The organism is Thalassotalea euphylliae, from assembly GCF_003390335.1.
GTDB lineage: Bacteria > Pseudomonadota > Gammaproteobacteria > Enterobacterales > Alteromonadaceae > Thalassotalea_F > Thalassotalea_F euphylliae_B.
This window is the reverse complement of sequence record NZ_QUOU01000001.1, coordinates 2,297,961-2,315,159: the sequence shown is the minus strand read 5'-3', so window position 1 is coordinate 2,315,159 and position 17,199 is coordinate 2,297,961. Positions and strand designations below refer to the sequence as shown.

Genomic DNA, 17,199 nt, shown 5'->3' with positions numbered 1-17,199 from the left:
GATAATTACTGAAAATAAGTTTTGGGCGCTGTTACTGCCAACTTTACTGATCGTTTTGATCATTAAGTAACTTCAATAATTGATCTTTTAAATTTGGTGGGACTTTATAAATCGTTAAACTGTCGTTGGCCTGATTATACACGACATCTTGACCAAAGTGACTACGTTCAAAGCTAATGCTAATACCATTGCCATAGCCAGAATATTTAGTGACCTTGTTGACCACTGCTTGATCGTGTGGGAATGACTCTTCAATTTGGTAATCTTGAGTTTTACAGAACTCGTAAAAGCTATCGCCGCCATCACCATTTGAAACAATTTTATCAATTTCTTTGATTTGCACGTCTTGCGACGATTCTTTTTGCTCTTTGCAGTAACTGAGTAATTCTTTACGTGTTTGTTGCTTTTCCTCTGCGTCTAATTGATTGACCGCGACATAATCTTCAACTGCTTCAACTAGCGCTTGGGTTTGTGCTTTGGCGTTTAAACCTTCTTCACAGCCTAAAAAGTCTAAAAAGAAGTCTGATACTTTGCGACCGGCACGGCCGCGAATAAAGGTAACGTATCGATCACCTTGAGGATTTTGCTGGTAATCGAACAAATCGATACGTGCGGCAAGCTGCAGCTTATCGGTATCTAAATGCTGATCAGCAGAAATATTTAACTCACTATCAACAGAGTAATGCTCTGAAATAGGGATAATGGCGGCAATTAGGTAGCGGCCGCCCATGTGCTCATAGTGGCTAAGCACCAAATAACCCGTTTCCGCTAAGTCGTATTTTGTTAGCTCGTTTTTCAGCAAGTTTGTGGCTTGCTGGCTAAAGCTGTTGAAGTCTTGCACATCGCTCAAGTAACTTTCCATGATATCAACAAAGCGCGCTTCATCACCTTCAGCAGGCATTGAGGAAAAATGGCCATAGCCTTTATTGCCTTTTTTGTTATAAATATTATGGAGCGACTCCATAAAACTTTGAATTTTATTGCTTATGGCTAACGATTCTGCACCGTAGCGAATCTGCACTTCGCCAGTTTCAGCTTGTTTTGAAAGAAAGTGCAGTGCGATATTGGAAATTATTAAACTCATATTTGCTGGTCAGTATGATATTGATAAGGCTTTTGATAAACTATGGCGCTTATCACCTTTCAATCTTATCTTGTGATTTAACTAAACCTAAAAACATCTGCGGACTAAAGCCGATAAAATGCTGTTAAGTAAAGTCGCTAAGTAAAACGTATTTAAGTAAAAAATTATGCCTATTGTATCTAAGTATTCAAACGAACGTGTAGAAAAAATTATCGACAACCTATTAAATGTGCTGATTGACGAAAAAGCAGGTGCAGATTTGTCGTTAATGTGTTTAGGTAATGTAGTAACCGAAGTATTAACACAGCAAGTACCTGAAAAACAACGACAAGCAGTGGTTGATAATTTCACCAAAGCACTTGCTCAGTCGGTTAACACTACAACTAAATAAGAAAAACAAGAGTTACAAAACGTTATGGTGTCGTTTGAATCGAAAACCTACAGCAAGAAGCTATTACACTTAATTAGCTGGGGGCACTGGTTTACCTTCTTTAATATTATTGCGGCAATCTTGCTCGCCACAGTGTATGTGGTTAATGAAGCGGCGCCACAGACTTTTGCCGGCCAAGTGTATCTAGTGAGCACTTGGCTTAGTCATATGGCGTTTTTAACCTTTATGACATTTGTCTTGCTGGTCTTCCCCCTCACCTTACTTATTCCTAAAACCCGATTTATCAGAGCAGCAGCTTCAGTGATTTTTACTGCTATGTTGCTGCTTTTGCTGTTAGATGCCTTTGTTTACAACCGATTGGGCTATCACATTAATGCCTCGTCTATTGGGCAAATTCTTAGCTTAATTGGTCAAGAAATTGAGGATGACAGGCGTACTTTTTGGTTTATCAGTTTAGTACTAACGCTGATAATTTTAACGTTTCAACTCGTAGTGAGTAACTATGCTTGGAAGCACCTGAGTAAATTACAGCGCACGTTTTTTGCCAAGTTTGTGGTCTTTGGTTTAGTTGTTGCTTTCTTTACTAGTCATATGATGCATATTTGGGCCGACGCCAACCTTGAATATGACGTGTTAAAGCAAGATACCACCTTGCCACTATCTTACCCAACCACAGCAAAAACGCTGCTAACTAAGTATGGTTTGTTTAACGAAAATGACTACATGGTGCGAAAAACTAGCCCATTAGCCTTTAATCAAACCATGCCTAAATATCCTGTGCTTGGTCAATGTCAGGCGATTGATTCAGCACAATCAACCTTCGTCATTTTAAGTAAAGCGCCCATCTCTAAGCAGCAAATCCGTCAGTTTAGCCAACGCTCAACAGCGGCAACGATTGAGCTTGCACATCATATCGACAATGCGAGTTTTGACAATGCGTGGTTTAATCTCGTTTATGGTTTGCCTACCATTTATCAGCCATCAATCAAAAAAGAAATGGCGACACCAGTGTTACTGCAAGCGATTAAACAGCAGCAGCTTAGTGCTAGCTTAACATTGATTACTGAACAAGCGTCGCCAATGATGCCTTGGTTTGCTAAGCATTTTGATGAAGTAAATGAACTCGATAATATTTCTTCGTTAATTTTTCCTGAGGAATTGGCGACCTTTTCACAAGGGCTGCATTTTATTTACTTTGATCAGAAAGATACCTATCAGCTTGAGTTGTTTATCGATGCCCTACTGCTCGCTCAAAAGCAGCAAACTCAGCAAGATAATATTATTATCAGCTCGCTAGGTAATGCCTCTGAGCAAGAGATGCTATCGATTAAGCCAGCGTTAATTTTATCGCCAGCAAAAAGAAAGCAGCAGGTGTCGCGCTTAACCAGTCAAATGGATATTGCCCCTACGTTACTATCGAACTGGCTTGGCTGTGAGCAGCAAGCCGAACAGCTAACTGGCGGCAAGAATATCTTCACACTCAAAGGTGATCGCGTTGTCGCTAATACCACAGAAAATGGCATGGTAGTATTCAACAAAGATAAATCGGTGTTAATTGATCAAAATGGCAACTTCCAAAGTTACTCTCGTCAGTTGGCTGCACCAATTTCTGTTAGCTCCGATTTTCCATTGATGATCGATGGTGTCCATTTCATTAAACGCTTTAGCGAAAATCAGCAACAGATTCAAAACGTTCAATAAATCAGCGGTTGAACATCAGTAACGATAAATATGGACTTTTGTGATTGCAAAAGTCCAATTTATCATTAATATACAAGCTGTTTCGTGGGGTTAAGGAAAACTTTAACGAAATGAGTTTCAAAAGAATCGGGATATAGCGCAGTCTGGTAGCGCGTGCGTCTGGGGGACGTGAGGTCGCAGGTTCAAGTCCTGCTATCCCGACCACTTTTTATGCAGTAACTACTACTGACAACCACAACTTTTAGTAATCCCCTACGTACTAGTGTATCTCTATTGATTCGAGCGTGTTGAACTAAACTGGTCAACTTCAGACGGACACTTTTCTTAAATAATTTTCATCCTCTACTGACGACAGACCACCGTTAGTTGAAAGTAGTCTCTCTAAGTTGTAATACTCAATATATTCACCCTTCACCATTTTTCAAATACGTCACATCGCCAGGTCAAATCTTCGCTTAGCACATTGCTAGCTTGTTGCTGTTCAAGTCGACAAGAGTTAAAAGTGTCTGCCAATAAAAGTTTTTATCTGGCTGCGATAATATAGAACATTTGGCAGCAATATCAGTTCACGCAGATAAAGAAGGTGAGCTTTAGTTACCTTGCTTCGCCACAAAACTAAAAACAGTGACTATCATGTTATCTCTACAGCTTTATTGGAGGTACGTATGCTAATGAAAGATGCTTGTCAGCAGTTTTTGTTCAATTGTAAATACAATAAGAAACTATCAGAACACACTATTCGAGCCTATGAGCAAGATATAAAAGACTTTAATTCGTTAACGGAAGTTAAATTTATCGATGATATAAATAAATCAAAAATAAAAATTTTTATTAGACGCCTTCAGCAATCTGATTTGAGTGTTAGAACCGTTAAAAGAAAAATTGCCTGTATTAAATCTATGATCAAATGGCTTGAGCAAGAAGAGATCATAAGTAATAACCCATTCTATCAAATAGACACTTCAATAAAGTCCCCCACCCTTTTACCTAGAAATTTACCTAAGCAAGCTCTGCGCAAAATGTTACGTGCAGCGAGATCATCCCTGAATCTAAAAAAAGAAGATAACTACGATTTAAAAAAACTACAGACTTTAATTCATACCGGTAAGCAACTAAACAAACTCACCTGCATATTGATCATAGAGCTTTTGTTCACAACAGGGGTTCGTGTCAGTGAATTGGTTAATATAGAGTTGTCCCATATTTTTTTTAACGAAAGGAAAATCAAAATACTATGCAAAGGACAAAGGGAGCGATTCGTCTTTCTACCAAACATTGAATTGGTAGAGTTACTAATCGCCTATATCTCGCTAAGAAAAGTCACAAATGCACAACACTTTTTTTTATTGGTGAACAGCAGGGGCAATCAAGCATCGCCCCAGTTTGTCAGGAAGTTGCTAAGAAATACAGCTATCAAAGCAAGAGTGGACAAGGTAACCCCTCACATGTACCGACACTCGTCAGCATGTCAGCTATTAGAGTCAGGCTTAGATATTAGGTACGTTCAAAGATTACTCGGTCACCAAAGTATATTGACGACTCAGTTATATACTCACGTTCATGACAACGATCTTCAGAAAAAAATAAGCAAAGCAAATATTAGGAGTTTTATAACGTAAAAAGTAATGATAACTAGGAATTATAATTGAAAATTAAAAAGATAATTTTAGCTACTGAATCCCAGCACTCCTGGGCTCCTTCGAAGTATTTAGACTTGTCAGATACGCAAGTTAATGAGCTAAAACAGTATTTGCCTACACCTCAACAATCCATAGAACTCTTACATAATTTAGGAGTTGCTGCATCAAAGTCAGGAATAGATATTGAGCATATTGTTATTAATGATATTACATCTGCCATGGATAAAATAAGGCTTTCTTCAAACAATGATTCTTGTGTATGGATTGTTTCAGATGGGCGAATATTTCATAATTCAGGGCCATTATGTGCGTGGCTTAAACAATTAGATATAAAAACCTATGGCATAGACACTACGATACAAAGCCTAACTGACAATAAATATTTAATGTCTGTAATTGCACAAAAGCATGGCATTAAGGTTCCAGAAAGTAGGCTATATCGAGGAAAAGACGAAGTTGCTGTATTAGATGGATTTAGCAGTAATGAAGGGTATTTTGTAAAACCAAACACGCTGGGTTCACAAATTGGCATATCACGCGCATCTAAAGTGAATAGCCTAAAAGAAGCCGTATCGCTTAGTGAAGCTCTACATGAGGCTTATGGTGTAGAAGCAATCATACAATCCTACATAGCGGGTAAAGACTATAGGATTCCTGTTATTGAGAGTAAAGACCAAGTGGTAAATTTTTCATGTTGTGAAGTCTCTGTAATTAATAAATCAGGCGAAGAACAAGACTTTTCAACTAACAGGATCGAATGTGACCGCAGGTGGTCTTTGAATACTGTTACTGATAAATCTAGCGAAGCTTTCAGTAGTGCCGCTCATGCAGTAAATCAGTTGTACAAACTCGGCCTTATTGCGGATTACTCTGGAGTAGATATGAGAGGCTCTGATGAAACTGGCTATTTCTTTTTAGAAAATAATGTTAAACCGTTTGTAGACCAATCATTCAAGCTACTTGCCAGATCTATAGGATATGATTCAATGGGAGCTATGTTTCTTGAATCAATCCAAAGGGACAATAACCGCCTCTATTAGTTATTTCATCAATGTTTTCAAGTGAAATAATAGGATACATAAAATCCCAAAACTGCAGATTTTGAGGCCATAGTGCATTGGATAACTCTATATTATCATTAGAAAAACAAGTGACTAACTCTTTATTGATCGTGTTTTTCTCAACATATTGAATTTTTTTGTTAAGTAAATCTGCGTATCGGATAGGTAGTGTATTGAAATCAAAATTAATTAATAAAAAGTTTTTCCACGCAGTCTCATCACCATTTATGTAGCTAAGTAAAGCGTGATTGAAATAAGATTTTATTGCAAATACAGGATCTTTCAAAGATCCATCTAAAACGTACTTATGCGACTGATTACTGAACTCCAGTGCTTGTTCAATAGAACCTTTTGTTGCCATAGCTATAGCTAAATTGTGGTACGCAGAAAAATAGTCATATGGATAAGTGCATTGATCAATCATGCTAAAATATAAGTCTATTGCTTCATCTGCGTTTCCACTATAAATGGAGTACAAACCGTAATTATTAATAGGAAAAGTCATTTCTACAGAGCCCTCTAAAGACACGGCCTCTATGGAGCTACTTAACATAGTCGGTATTTCAGGATTATTGATGTTTTTGGTCATTAGCTCACAAGCTAAATTATTCTTATACCTCGCGGCTAGGAATGGATCTTCAAGCTTAAAATACTCGTAACTATGTTTTTTCATATTTCCATGCACGGGAAGTAATGAAATAAGCACTTTGCATTTCGTTGACGTACGAGAATTATTAATTTTACTCTGAAGCTTTAAATACTCATCAGAATAACGGGAGAATTCCCCTAAAGCTATAAGACTTGAAAGCTGAATGTAAGTAGCACAAAAGTCGAACCAATCAGACAGTTCATCACTTAAAGTTACTATGTTTAGATTAGCTTTAACGGCTTCTGATAATGCAATCGCACCATGCAAGTCGATCATACGCATTCGAACTTGTGCAAATAGTAAAAGTTCAATTAGTGATTCACGGTTTCTGTTAGTGGAAACTCCCGTGAGTCTGCAAAGCATGCTATCAATTTGCAACCTAATTAAAGAAGCTTTTCGGTAAAGTACATCGACTTCTTTATCTTTTACTTGGTCAGTTGTAAGAGATTCGATTCCGGTTTCTATAAATGTTAAGACATGATCTGAAATGTTTAATTTATTAGCTTCCAATTGCTTTAATATATAATTGATCCCCTTATCAAATAGCTTGATCTTAGTCTTATTATCTAACATGTCAGAATAAGCTATTGCAGCAAGATCTACCTCTATTAAGCTGTCACTTTTTAGAGTTTTATAATAATTATCAATAAATCGAAATATATCTTGCTTTTTGAGTAAAGTTAAATATCGAGCTATTTTAGGGTGAGATAGCTCACACAAATTACTTGTCAATGAAACTATACCAGTCTCTAGGGCTTTTCTTATTGATAAACGAATATTAAAATGTTCTGCAAGAGTTATTATTCTTTGATAGCGATTCTCTATCGAATAGAACAATGTTAATAGCAGGAGAGTATTTATCGCATCTTCTCCATCACTAAAGCATTCTTCAAGTTTTTTTCCTACACCACTAATTTCAGAGCTTTCTGCAAGATCAAACTTGATAGCTGCTGGCAAGCCTAAATTATGCTTATAGCTAAAAGCTATACCTTTGTCAGCCAAACCTAGATAATCAAATAGCCCCTTAGCATAATGTTCATTAAAGGGTTTCACATTGTGAAGACTAAGTACGAGGTTGTTTTTGTCACTCAATAGTCTCAATTGCTCAGTAATTAGCTTGTAAGTCTGACCTGAATATGCACCTTCCAATATCACTAGACACCTTGGTGATATAAGCTTGACTATAAGGAGGATTAGCCCAAATCCGTTATTAGTGATCTCTTCAATATTACTTATCCATACAGCTTTAAAATCTGTACTCATTAGCAAATTAGATATTTTTAAAATTTCTCTTCTTTCATTTGCATATAAAGGCCCTTCAATCTCTCTAATTATGTCAACGAAAGGTAGCTTGGCTCGATCTATATCTAATTTTTGAGAGTCCCACTTTATGGGAGCCTTACCTACAAAGGGGATAGAAAGATTTAATTCGTTAAGCCTAATACTTTTGATTGACTGTAGTATCTTTGATCTCAGAGGTTGTTGCTCCATGGCACATGCAAAAAGAAACTGTGTCAACAAAAGCGGGTTGCGACCTATTTCATATTTTAATACATGCGCCATTCCTAATTCGTTACTTAGCACGGAATTAATGATATGCGATTTACCAACTCCTGAGCGGCCAGCCACAAAACAAAAATTAGCGCCTCCCCTTATTGAATTTAGTAATCGAGTCCTTTCACCTACACGATCAAAGCAATCCATTCATAATTCCTAGTTATCATTACTTTTATAGAATTTGAATATTCCAATAATTTTTCAATATTAACAATACCTAGACGTTTAAGTGCTCAATTCATAAACGCCATCTTGTCCACTTCCCTTAAACTTAAACACCAACCCAGCACTGGCATCGGCTTGTCCTGATAGTAAACTGAGGTAACGCTGGTTAAGTTCGTCGATACTTGTTATCGTTTTCACCTTGATATGTTGCGCCATTTCTTCGATAAAAAGGTTCATTGATTGTGCGATTTCCGCAGTTAACTGAGCGCCCCCTTTGGTTTTACTTTTGACTTTTATTTGTGTGGGCGCAAAAAACGTTTCTGGTTTAGCGCCCGGTAGCGCTTCATTTGATGGCTGAGCTGCTGCAAGATCATTGATATGTGTAGCACCAACACTGCACGAATAAACGATATTTTCTGCAAAATGCTGATGCGCGCTGGTGAGTACGGTTTTACTGCCCGCCATATCAACAAAAATGCTCGCTTTACCGCTATCAAGCGTGGCGATATCTTCATAACTGAAAACTTCATCATAGAGCTTGGTTGATTTAACAAACGCGACCCGTGAAGGTGACGTTAGGCCAATTAGCTTTAACTTTTTAGCATTGTCGCGTTGGCGGCTGGCAAAGGCTAAAGCCATGCTGGTTTTACTCGATGCACTGGTAATTATGTATTGGCTAGCACCAAAGAAATTATGATCGGACATAAAATCATCAATCAACCATGATGTCGTGTACAAACCTTTAATGAGCAGCTGATAAGCTTGAGTTTCTTTTCGATAAAATGGATTTTTCGCCACGCGCTCATAATTGGCGTAAACACTCGACAACTTGTGTCGATGCTCAGCAGTGTCACTAAAGCTAAAAGGAGTTATATGCCCTGCTTTTATGGTTAAAAATTGTGTCATGGGAAAAAAGCCAAAAACACGCTCGCCCACTTCAATGTCATCACACCTTGATTCAATGACCTGTGCAAACGCCATGACCGGAATTCTTCCCCACGTTGCGGGATCTTGGTCAGCAGGAAAAAATTGCCAGTACCCTAACATATCCCCTGTAATGGCATAGGTGATATTGTTGGCGGTTAACGCAAATTGATCGACCTTTAACCTCACTTCGCCATTTGCCAGGTTTGTACTAGGTACTGAGACAACACGTGTTTTAGCTAAGTCTTGTTTACAGACTTCAAGTACCACACTTTCTTGAATAGCGACTTGATGATTACTCATACGGAATCTTCCTTTTCATACTGCTAATTGGTTTAGATTGGTCATTTTCGCTTCACTAACTTGGGCTTTATCAACTTTGGCATCACTAGTAGGCTTATCGCTTAATAAAGTTGGCAATTTCTTGGCTTATCGCAGCAGGCTGCTCATGTTGAAGCCAATGGCTATTATGCGGAAATCGCACAACGTTAAGTTCGTGCACATACTCTGCTAACCCATCAAGACAATTGGGGACAAAAGCTCTATCAGCTTCGCCCCATAGCACTAATGTCGGTACTTTGATAAAAATTCGAGGGATAGTAATATCGTCTAGGCTAGTTAGTGGCGAAAGGCGATGGTTGTTTTCTTGCCCCTCATTTTCACCTTTTTTGTCGTTACTGTTGCTGGTCGCTAGCTGTGGCATCGCTCGGTAGTATTGCAACATGCCGTTAATTGCCCCAGATTGCTGCCAAACGCTTAGGTAACGAGCTTTAAATTCGTCTGTTAATAGCTGTTCGTCAAAACCCGCCATAATTTGCTCGAATAAATACTGACATTGGTTTGCCGATAACAGTTGCTCAGCATCAGCAGAGATTAATTGATGAATATAGGCACTGCGCGCGCGTTGCTCCGCGTTGTATTTCATTTCACGCGTAAAAGTACTCGGATGTGCCGCATTTAAGATAATGAGCTTGTCAATGAGATGGGCATTAAAGGCAGCTAGCGGCCATGCGATTGCCCCGCCCCAATCGTGTGCGACTAAATACACAGGCTGGCCAGATGCAACTTTCTTAATAAACTCTGCGAGTACGGCGATCAAGTTTTCAACTTTATAAAAGTCGTTATCCGTTGGCTTGTCACTTAAATTGTAGCCCGGTAAATCAGGCGCAATACAATGATAATTTTTACCTAAGCTAACAAGTTGATAATGCCAAGTTCCCCAATACTCCGGAAACCCATGCAGAAAAACAACCACGCCCTGGCTGTGATTGTCATTGCCGCACTCGACGTAATGAAGGTCAATACCTCCTGCTGTTAGCTTGTGATGGCTGAGCTCTTTATGTGTCGTTTTCTCTTGCATCACTTTTTCTTGCAGTTGATCTGCTTTCATAAATTTATACGCTGAATTTGTTTATTTCATACCAAACTCAAACTGAATTAGGGCTGATTTTAGGTATTAATCAAAAAATTGAGTCGCCTCATCCAGTGGTGCGCGATCAGTGCGTGCTTTATTGGCCGGCGCATCATCTTTTGCATAACCAAAAGACATACCAAATAAAATTCCTCGCTCTGCTGGCAAGCCAAGTACTTCTTTCACGGGATCAGGGAATTGTCCTAGTGCACCCTGCATGCAGTTGTTGATGCCATGCTCAGCGAGCAATAGCGACAATGTCTGAGCATAAATGCCCAAATCAACAGCGCCCATAATATCAAGGTACTTATCCATGGTGAAAAATGCGGCATGTGGCGCACCGAAAAATTGCCAGTTATTGGCCATTGCCATTTGTCTTGCTTGTTTATCCTCACGTGCAATCCCGAGGGCAGAATACAAGGCGTTGGCAGAGCCAAACTGGCGCTCACGATGAATACCTTGATATTGCGGCATCCAGTTAAAGTCAGGGTTGGGTTTAGCACCACTCATTAGCGTTGTCATAAATTTGTCACGCAATGTAGCCAGTGTATCGCCAGAGACAACACAAACTTGCCAAGGTTGCACATTACAGTTGGAGGGCGCTTGCTGCGCTTTGGTAAAAATCTCAGTAAGTAGCGCTGTTTCAATTGGTGTATTCTCAAATGATCTTACAGAATAACGCGCGGCTAATAGTTGGCTAACACTGCTCTGCTCTGACATCTTAGTTCCTTATTTTTTCTCAAAAAGACTTTTCTAAAAAGAGTTCTTAAAGTTATTAATTCTGACGTAAACCAAACGATAGTGGTTCAGCTTTAAACGAAAAATAGCGTGGCTTAATTTTTATCATTAAGCAACACGTGGATTAAAGTCAAAGACTTCACTAACTGTATTTCGCCTTGGAAGGCCGTAGAGATGAAGCAATAAAAGATGCTGGGGACTTCTTTTACCGCTGACATCTCTAGAGCCAAGGCGCTAAAAGCGTTGTTTCAAGGCAATCCCCTATGTCGCAGGAGCTAAGACAAATTGTGATTTTTATTGATTTCCGCCAATTAGCTTAACTTGGTAATTTAATTTTTAATGTTATCTAGTAGTTAATTTGTTGAGAAGGAGTAGCTGTGTCAACAACTCTAGTAGAGCGCACACTCTATAAAGTTCGATGCTGCTAAAGGAAAGGTATAAGAGTAAGTTGAATTCATATGACAATTACGGGGTGTAGACTAATAATCTTCCAACAAATCTAATTTATACGCACCGTTTATATTCGCCATTCATGCTGATTTTCATGCGCCATATGAATAGTTGGTTTTTAATAACGCCTATTACTTATTGATAGTTATTATATAAAAACTAATAACTTCAATAACATTTGTACTGGTAAGACAAGTGATAACGTTAAGCCAATGGCGCTTATTTATCTCGGCTTCATACATTTCTGTCTACGCTTATATACGTCATTGCAATCATTTCTGATAAACTCGCCAAAAAATGTAGAGTATTTCTTATGATTCCACTAGGACGCTATCAGCACTTTAAAGGCAATAAATATCAGGTAACCCAACTCGCAAAAGACAGCGAAACAGAAGAGTGGCTGGTAATTTACTACCCGCTGTACGGCAATATTGAAAAAACAGGCGAGCCAGAGTATTGGGTTCGCCCATTAAAAATGTTTGATGAAGTCATTGAAAGAGAGGGTAAAACGGTTAAGCGCTTTACATTCCTTAACGCGTAATAAAAGCGAGTAATACGAGTAAGTAACGCTAACTGACTTTAACTCCCTGCCGAGTGCTAAATGTTAATAGTGAACTACTTTACTCGTCAACAGTCATTACAAGTTTACCAATATTCTTGTTTTCAGCCATTTTTTGATGCGCAAGTTCAACTTCTTGCCAAGAAAAAACGGTATCAATGACTGGCTGAATCAAATCCTTGGGCTGTAATTGTTCATGTGACAACGATTGACCATAAAGCAATTGTGTAAACTCAGAGGTAAACGCTTGCACTAAGTCTGCCTTGTAGGTATCGCTGCGATTTCTTAATGTGCTAGCAGATAAGGTAACGCGCTTTTGTAGCATGCGAGCCACATCTAATTGCTCAGCGTATCGACCACCAAGTATTGCAAGTACGACAATACGTGCGTCAACGGCTGCCACTTTAATATTTTGATTAACATAGCTTCCCGCGACAACATCAAGAATCACATTAAAGTGGTGCTGGTTAGTTTTAGCCCAATGTGAAAATGAGGTGGTGTTGTAGTTAATAGTGATGTCAGCCCCTAGTGCTTTACAGGCATTCATTTTTGCTTCATTGCCAACAGTGACTGCGACAAAACACCCTTTTGCTTTAGCGAGTTGTATCGCTGCGGTACCAACACCACTTGCCCCAGCGTGAATAAGCACTTTCTCGTTTTGCTTTAGCTGGCCAATAGCACATAATGCCTGATAGGCAGTTAAATAAGTTTCAGCTAACGCCGCTCCTTGTGCGAATGAAAAGTGCATTGGTAACTTTATTAGATGGTCTTTATCAATAACCGCATACTCAGCATAGCCACCACCCGCGACAATACCGCAAACGCGATCCCCTAGCGTAAAGTTACCTGTGTTACCGCCAACAATCTCTCCGGCGACCTCTATCCCCAAAATGGGAGACTCTCCAGCTGGCGGCGGATAAAGCCCTGCTTTTTGCAATAAATCAGCGCGATTAATACCAATAGCTTTTACTTTGATAAGACATTGATTGCTAGAAGGGGTCGGAATAGCCATTTCGTTAAATGCGATAGTGGTATCTTTTACATCGATAAAGCGCATCTTTGCTGAGGTCATATTCATTGCTAAGTGGTTCATTTAAAGTTGTATTTACGCAAGTTTACTGCTGGCAATCTCACCAGACAAGGCTTGCGCTAAAAGAACCACTTGAAGGCTTTTTAATACGTTTTTTACACTGCGTTATGGAGGCTTAATTTAGCCAAACGCGCTAGCCTATCGAGAAATGATTTAAGGATTGATACTCCACTTGGTTGTGCGATACATTGCTCACCTCTGCCTGACTTGGCCCTTCGGCTAGCCAGTCGAGCATTTTATTGACATTACCTTCTTCTCCGCAAATGAGTACTTGTACGTCACCATCTGCCAAGTTCTTTGCATAGCCGCTCAATTGCAAGTCAATCGCCATTTGTTGACAAGATGCGCGAAAATACACCCCTTGTACTTTGCCGCTAACATTTGCAAGACAACATATTGCCATATTTATGCTCCTTTGATTGCACAGGCAAACGGCTTTCACTACAATCTGCCCAATTTTGTTTTCTCTAAGTATAGGCATATGTCAGCAAGAATTTTTTTAAATGTTGGTCGTGAAAAATCTTTACGCCGCAAGCACCCTTGGATTTTCTCCAAAGCCGTCAGTAAAGTTAAGGGTAAACCTATGCTAGGCGAAACAGTTGACGTCTATGACAGCAAAGATAACTGGTTGGCTCGCGGTGCATATTCACCTGAGTCTCAAATGCGTGTGCGCGTGTGGACGTTTGATCAAAAAGAAGAAATTGATCGCGATTTTTTCAAACGCAAACTGGAACAAGCGCAGCAACGCCGTGATTGGTTTATCGCACAAGGGCAATTAACTGGCTACCGACTGATTGCTGGCGAGTCTGACGGAATGCCGGGTATTACCATCGATAAATATGACGACATTATTGTCTGCCAGCTGCTATCCGCAGGTGCTGAATTTCACCGTCACACGTTAGTTGATGTACTTACCGAGCTTTACCCCAACTGCGGCGTATTTGAACGCTCTGATGTTGATGTACGCAAAAAAGAAGGTCTGGAAAAGCAAGTTGGCTGGTTAGCAAACGAAAAAGACAGCACAGAGCGAGTAATATGCGAGCATGGCATTAATATTATTGTCGATGTCGCCACTGGCCATAAAACAGGGTTTTACTTAGACCAACGTGACTCGCGTTTGGCCGCAGGTAAATACGCCAAGGATAAAAAAGTCCTCAATTGTTTTTCTTATACAGGCACCTTCTCTCTGCATTGCGCCGCCGCTGGTGCTGCTTCTGTAACGAATGTCGACGTTTCTCAAGCGGCATTAGATATAGCCAAGCGAAATTTAGCAGAAAACAACCTTGAAAATGCGCCAGTTGAGTTTGTAAAAGAAGACGTATTCAAACTGCTTCGTCAGTACAAAGCCGAAGGTGTTCGTTTTGACATGATCATTATGGATCCACCCAAATTTGTTGAAAACAAAGCGCAATTAACCAGTGCCTGTCGCGGCTATAAAGACATTAATATGCTCGCTATGCAGTTGTTAAATCCAGGCGGTTTACTGCTAACATTTAGCTGCTCAGGTTTACTTGACGCACCACTTTTCCAAAAAGTCGTGGCTGATGCCGCATTAGATGCCGGCAAAACTTGTCATTTTGTTGAGCGCTTACATCAAGCTGCTGATCACCCGGTTTCAAGTAATTACCCAGAAGGTTATTACCTCAAAGGCTTCGTTTGCCAAGTGAATTAGTGAAATTAACATGGTACACAACAAGAGCTCATCAAATTGAGCCCTTGTTGTTTATTCACGAAAATTTTAGCTCCCCCTTAACACTAAGGCGTTGGTGCAGGTGTTAGCGGTGGCGGCAATACATCAGCTGGATTGACTGGTATTTGTACGCCAGTGTTGGCGTCATAGGGAAAACCTGTCGGAATAATATGCACACCTAACGGGCAACTAATTAAGGCCGCGATACCCAGTACCATCCCCTCACCACCAGCGCCATATCCACCGACCGAAATGGCCTTACATCCCACGGTTTGGCTCCGGTTTATTGCAAGTTGTAGTTCTTGAGCAGCGTCGACGCCACCAGCATTTGATTCACCAACAATTACAAAGCTTTTTGTTGGTGCTGAAGATACAGGCGTATGTTGACAACCTGTCAGTGATAATACAGCGGGGATTAAAGATAATATTAACGAATTTTTCATCTTGCTCTCCTTGGAGTATTGGGTTTTGTAAAACCGAATCAAGTAATTACTGGTCATAACTACTTGCACAACAACGAGATAACTTGCCTCCTTTTTAATCCAATTGGTATTGGAATTAATATTAGTGTGATCAATTAACGAACGCCCATGTATTAACTGTAGTTATTACCACGCCAGCTTCAAGTTATTTGCTTTTTAGTGACAGGCAATCATTACGTAAAAAAACGGACTCAATCGGGGGGGATTAAGGCCGTTTTCTATTAGTTAAGGAGTAAAGTGAACAACTAAAACATTACTTTCTCGCAATTAAATGGACCGTGCTAGTAGAACGCTCCAGGAACGCCCCTTCACAGTAACCCAGGTAGAACAACCAAAGGCGTTTGAACTTCTCATCATAGCCAAAGGTTTGCAGTTCAGGCCACGAAACAAGAAAGCGCTCTCGCCATGCGGCCAGCGTTTTCGCATAATCAATGCCAATATCGTGTAAGCCTTCAATCACCAAAGAGGTTTTGCTGCGCACCTTATTGGCCATAAGTTCGATAGAAGGAAGGAATCCCCCCGGGAAAATGTAACGCTGAATAAAGTCAACGTTGTTGAGGTAGTAGTCAAACCGTTGATCGGCAATGGTAATCGCTTGGATAAGCATTTTTCCACCCGGTTTTAATCGTGCATTAATCTGTTCGAAAAAGCTGTCCATATAGCGATAGCCTACAGCTTCAATCATTTCAATCGAAACCAGCTTGTCAAACTGACCCGTTAGCAAGCGATAGTCTTTTTTCAACAAAGTAATTTGCTTGCTAAGGCCAAGTGTTTCCACTCTGTTTTTAGCGTATTCGTATTGCGCATCTGAAATGGTTGTCGTCGTTACTTTACAGCCGTAATGACTAGCCGCATAAATAGCTAAACCACCCCACCCTGTGCCAATTTCCAGTAAATGATCATCGGCTGTGAGCTCAAGTCGATCACAAATCAATTTTAATTTGTTGAGTTGTGCTTGTTCAAGCGTGGCATCATTCTCTGGGTAAATCGCAGCAGAATAAATCATTTCTTTGTCAAGAAAACGGGTATATAGCTCGTTGCCTAAATCGTAATGGGCGAGAATGTTTTTCTTTGAGCCTTCTTGCGAATTGCGATTGCTAAAGTGAAACCATTGGTTTTTAAGTTTAGTTAACCAGCTAACATATTTTTCAAAACGATCAGTAACATGCTGCGCTCTGGCAAAAATACGTATTAAATCGGTCAGATTGGTGGTTTCCCAGTCACCTGCGATATAAGCTTCCGCCGCGCCAATGCTACCCCCCTTGACTAACGCACTATATGTACGCGCTTGTTTCACTTCAATGGTCGCAATTAATGGTGTGTTAGCATCTAATGAACCAAATGTGTGCTGCTCATCACCCTCTTTGACTATCAGTTGACCATTGGGCAGCTGATTGAATATTTTAAAAATTATTTGGCGGCAACGTTGGTTAACCCAGTCTTGAAATTTAGACTGCGAAAAACTTGTTGGCTTGTCTAATTGTGATGCAACGTTTTCCACCATGTGCTCCTGATATATATTTAGTTCTTGTTATGCGATATATAAGTTAGCTGTTTTCGTTTCTAGCTATTTTGTTAATGAGTTTGTTTAGGGTTTTCACTCATCG

Annotated in this window: 15 protein-coding genes and 1 tRNA gene; 7 read left to right on the top strand and 9 right to left on the bottom strand. The window is 39.8% G+C overall.

Going from position 1 to position 17,199, the window contains the following annotated elements:
* Positions 1–43 precede the first annotated feature (43 nt).
* Positions 44–1,084 (bottom strand): nucleoid-associated protein YejK, encoded by a 1,041-nt coding sequence (gene yejK, locus DXX93_RS10165; RefSeq protein ID WP_116008000.1) that lies wholly within the window; start codon positions 1,082–1,084, stop codon positions 44–46.
* A gap of 166 nt (positions 1,085–1,250) precedes the next feature.
* On the opposite strand from yejK, the gene DXX93_RS10160 reads away from it, so the two are divergent.
* From DXX93_RS10160 to DXX93_RS10140, 5 genes are all read left to right on the top strand, one after another.
* On the top strand, positions 1,251–1,475 hold the full coding sequence (locus tag DXX93_RS10160; protein ID WP_116007999.1) for a DUF1414 domain-containing protein: 225 nt from the start codon (positions 1,251–1,253) through the stop codon (positions 1,473–1,475).
* A gap of 24 nt (positions 1,476–1,499) precedes the next feature.
* Positions 1,500–3,176, top strand: a complete 1,677-nt coding sequence (locus tag DXX93_RS10155; RefSeq protein ID WP_116007998.1) for a DUF3413 domain-containing protein — start codon at positions 1,500–1,502, stop codon at positions 3,174–3,176.
* Between the two features lie 127 nt (positions 3,177–3,303).
* Positions 3,304–3,380: transfer RNA gene (locus DXX93_RS10150), tRNA-Pro, on the top strand.
* A gap of 461 nt (positions 3,381–3,841) precedes the next feature.
* Positions 3,842–4,795 (top strand): tyrosine-type recombinase/integrase, encoded by a 954-nt coding sequence (locus DXX93_RS10145; RefSeq protein WP_116007997.1) that lies wholly within the window; start codon positions 3,842–3,844, stop codon positions 4,793–4,795.
* Positions 4,796–4,821: 26 nt separating this feature from the next.
* Positions 4,822–5,856 (top strand): ATP-grasp domain-containing protein, encoded by a 1,035-nt coding sequence (locus DXX93_RS10140; RefSeq protein ID WP_116007996.1) that lies wholly within the window; start codon positions 4,822–4,824, stop codon positions 5,854–5,856.
* Here DXX93_RS10140 and DXX93_RS10135 read toward each other — a convergent pair.
* The 4 genes from DXX93_RS10135 to DXX93_RS10120 all read right to left on the bottom strand — a co-directional run bounded on the left by DXX93_RS10135 (position 5,810) and on the right by DXX93_RS10120 (position 11,303).
* Positions 5,810–8,230 (bottom strand): hypothetical protein, encoded by a 2,421-nt coding sequence (locus DXX93_RS10135; protein ID WP_116007995.1) that lies wholly within the window; start codon positions 8,228–8,230, stop codon positions 5,810–5,812. The genes DXX93_RS10140 and DXX93_RS10135 overlap by 47 nt on opposite strands.
* A 78-nt stretch (positions 8,231–8,308) precedes the next feature.
* Entirely contained in the window at positions 8,309–9,475 is a 1,167-nt protein-coding gene (locus DXX93_RS10130) for a DUF2855 family protein (RefSeq protein ID WP_116007994.1), read from the bottom strand.
* Positions 9,476–9,569: 94 nt separating this feature from the next.
* Complete coding sequence (locus tag DXX93_RS10125) at positions 9,570–10,562, bottom strand: alpha/beta fold hydrolase (RefSeq protein ID WP_258872648.1); 993 nt, start codon at positions 10,560–10,562, stop codon at positions 9,570–9,572.
* A gap of 66 nt (positions 10,563–10,628) precedes the next feature.
* Positions 10,629–11,303 (bottom strand): nitroreductase, encoded by a 675-nt coding sequence (locus tag DXX93_RS10120; RefSeq protein ID WP_116007993.1) that lies wholly within the window; start codon positions 11,301–11,303, stop codon positions 10,629–10,631.
* Between the two features lie 781 nt (positions 11,304–12,084).
* Here DXX93_RS10120 and DXX93_RS10115 point away from each other — a divergent pair.
* On the top strand, positions 12,085–12,312 hold the full coding sequence (locus tag DXX93_RS10115) for a DUF1653 domain-containing protein (RefSeq protein WP_116007992.1): 228 nt from the start codon (positions 12,085–12,087) through the stop codon (positions 12,310–12,312).
* A gap of 79 nt (positions 12,313–12,391) precedes the next feature.
* On the opposite strand, the gene DXX93_RS10110 is transcribed toward DXX93_RS10115, so the two are convergent.
* Positions 12,392–13,402: an NAD(P)H-quinone oxidoreductase gene (locus DXX93_RS10110; protein ID WP_181902194.1), complete on the bottom strand. Its 1,011-nt coding sequence runs from the start codon at positions 13,400–13,402 to the stop codon at positions 12,392–12,394.
* Positions 13,403–13,553: 151 nt separating this feature from the next.
* Complete coding sequence (locus DXX93_RS10105; RefSeq protein WP_116009912.1) at positions 13,554–13,823, bottom strand: acylphosphatase; 270 nt, start codon at positions 13,821–13,823, stop codon at positions 13,554–13,556.
* A 78-nt stretch (positions 13,824–13,901) separates the two neighbouring features.
* On the opposite strand from DXX93_RS10105, the gene DXX93_RS10100 reads away from it, so the two are divergent.
* A complete protein-coding gene (locus DXX93_RS10100) occupies positions 13,902–15,092 on the top strand; it encodes a class I SAM-dependent methyltransferase (protein ID WP_116007990.1) in 1,191 nt (396 codons plus the stop codon).
* A gap of 83 nt (positions 15,093–15,175) precedes the next feature.
* Here the strand turns inward: DXX93_RS10100 and DXX93_RS10095 are convergent, their stop codons facing one another.
* Both DXX93_RS10095 and DXX93_RS10090 read right to left on the bottom strand, forming a co-directional pair.
* Positions 15,176–15,553 (bottom strand): hypothetical protein, encoded by a 378-nt coding sequence (locus DXX93_RS10095; RefSeq protein WP_116007989.1) that lies wholly within the window; start codon positions 15,551–15,553, stop codon positions 15,176–15,178.
* Positions 15,554–15,845: 292 nt separating this feature from the next.
* Positions 15,846–17,093 carry a class I SAM-dependent methyltransferase gene (locus tag DXX93_RS10090; RefSeq protein ID WP_374188927.1) on the bottom strand — a complete coding sequence of 416 codons (1,248 nt, stop codon included), beginning with the start codon at positions 17,091–17,093 and terminating at the stop codon, positions 15,846–15,848.
* Between the last annotated feature and the right edge of the window lie 106 nt (positions 17,094–17,199).

What these genes read in the sequence shown, in the direction of transcription:
- DXX93_RS10145 (WP_116007997.1), top strand. Translation starts at nt 3,842, where the DNA reads ATGCTAATGAAAGATGCTTGTCAGCAGTTTTTGTTCAATTGTAAATAC.
- DXX93_RS10115 (WP_116007992.1), top strand. Translation starts at nt 12,085, where the DNA reads ATGATTCCACTAGGACGCTATCAGCACTTTAAAGGCAATAAATATCAG.
- DXX93_RS10095 (WP_116007989.1), bottom strand. Translation starts at nt 15,553, where the DNA reads ATGAAAAATTCGTTAATATTATCTTTAATCCCCGCTGTATTATCACTG.
- yejK (WP_116008000.1), bottom strand. Translation starts at nt 1,084, where the DNA reads ATGAGTTTAATAATTTCCAATATCGCACTGCACTTTCTTTCAAAACAA.
- DXX93_RS10100 (WP_116007990.1), top strand. Translation starts at nt 13,902, where the DNA reads ATGTCAGCAAGAATTTTTTTAAATGTTGGTCGTGAAAAATCTTTACGC.
- DXX93_RS10130 (WP_116007994.1), bottom strand. Translation starts at nt 9,475, where the DNA reads ATGAGTAATCATCAAGTCGCTATTCAAGAAAGTGTGGTACTTGAAGTC.
- DXX93_RS10110 (WP_181902194.1), bottom strand. Translation starts at nt 13,402, where the DNA reads ATGACCTCAGCAAAGATGCGCTTTATCGATGTAAAAGATACCACTATC.
- DXX93_RS10125 (WP_258872648.1), bottom strand. Translation starts at nt 10,562, where the DNA reads ATGAAAGCAGATCAACTGCAAGAAAAAGTGATGCAAGAGAAAACGACA.
- DXX93_RS10160 (WP_116007999.1), top strand. Translation starts at nt 1,251, where the DNA reads ATGCCTATTGTATCTAAGTATTCAAACGAACGTGTAGAAAAAATTATC.
- DXX93_RS10105 (WP_116009912.1), bottom strand. Translation starts at nt 13,823, where the DNA reads ATGGCAATATGTTGTCTTGCAAATGTTAGCGGCAAAGTACAAGGGGTG.
- DXX93_RS10155 (WP_116007998.1), top strand. Translation starts at nt 1,500, where the DNA reads ATGGTGTCGTTTGAATCGAAAACCTACAGCAAGAAGCTATTACACTTA.
- DXX93_RS10135 (WP_116007995.1), bottom strand. Translation starts at nt 8,230, where the DNA reads ATGGATTGCTTTGATCGTGTAGGTGAAAGGACTCGATTACTAAATTCA.
- DXX93_RS10120 (WP_116007993.1), bottom strand. Translation starts at nt 11,303, where the DNA reads ATGTCAGAGCAGAGCAGTGTTAGCCAACTATTAGCCGCGCGTTATTCT.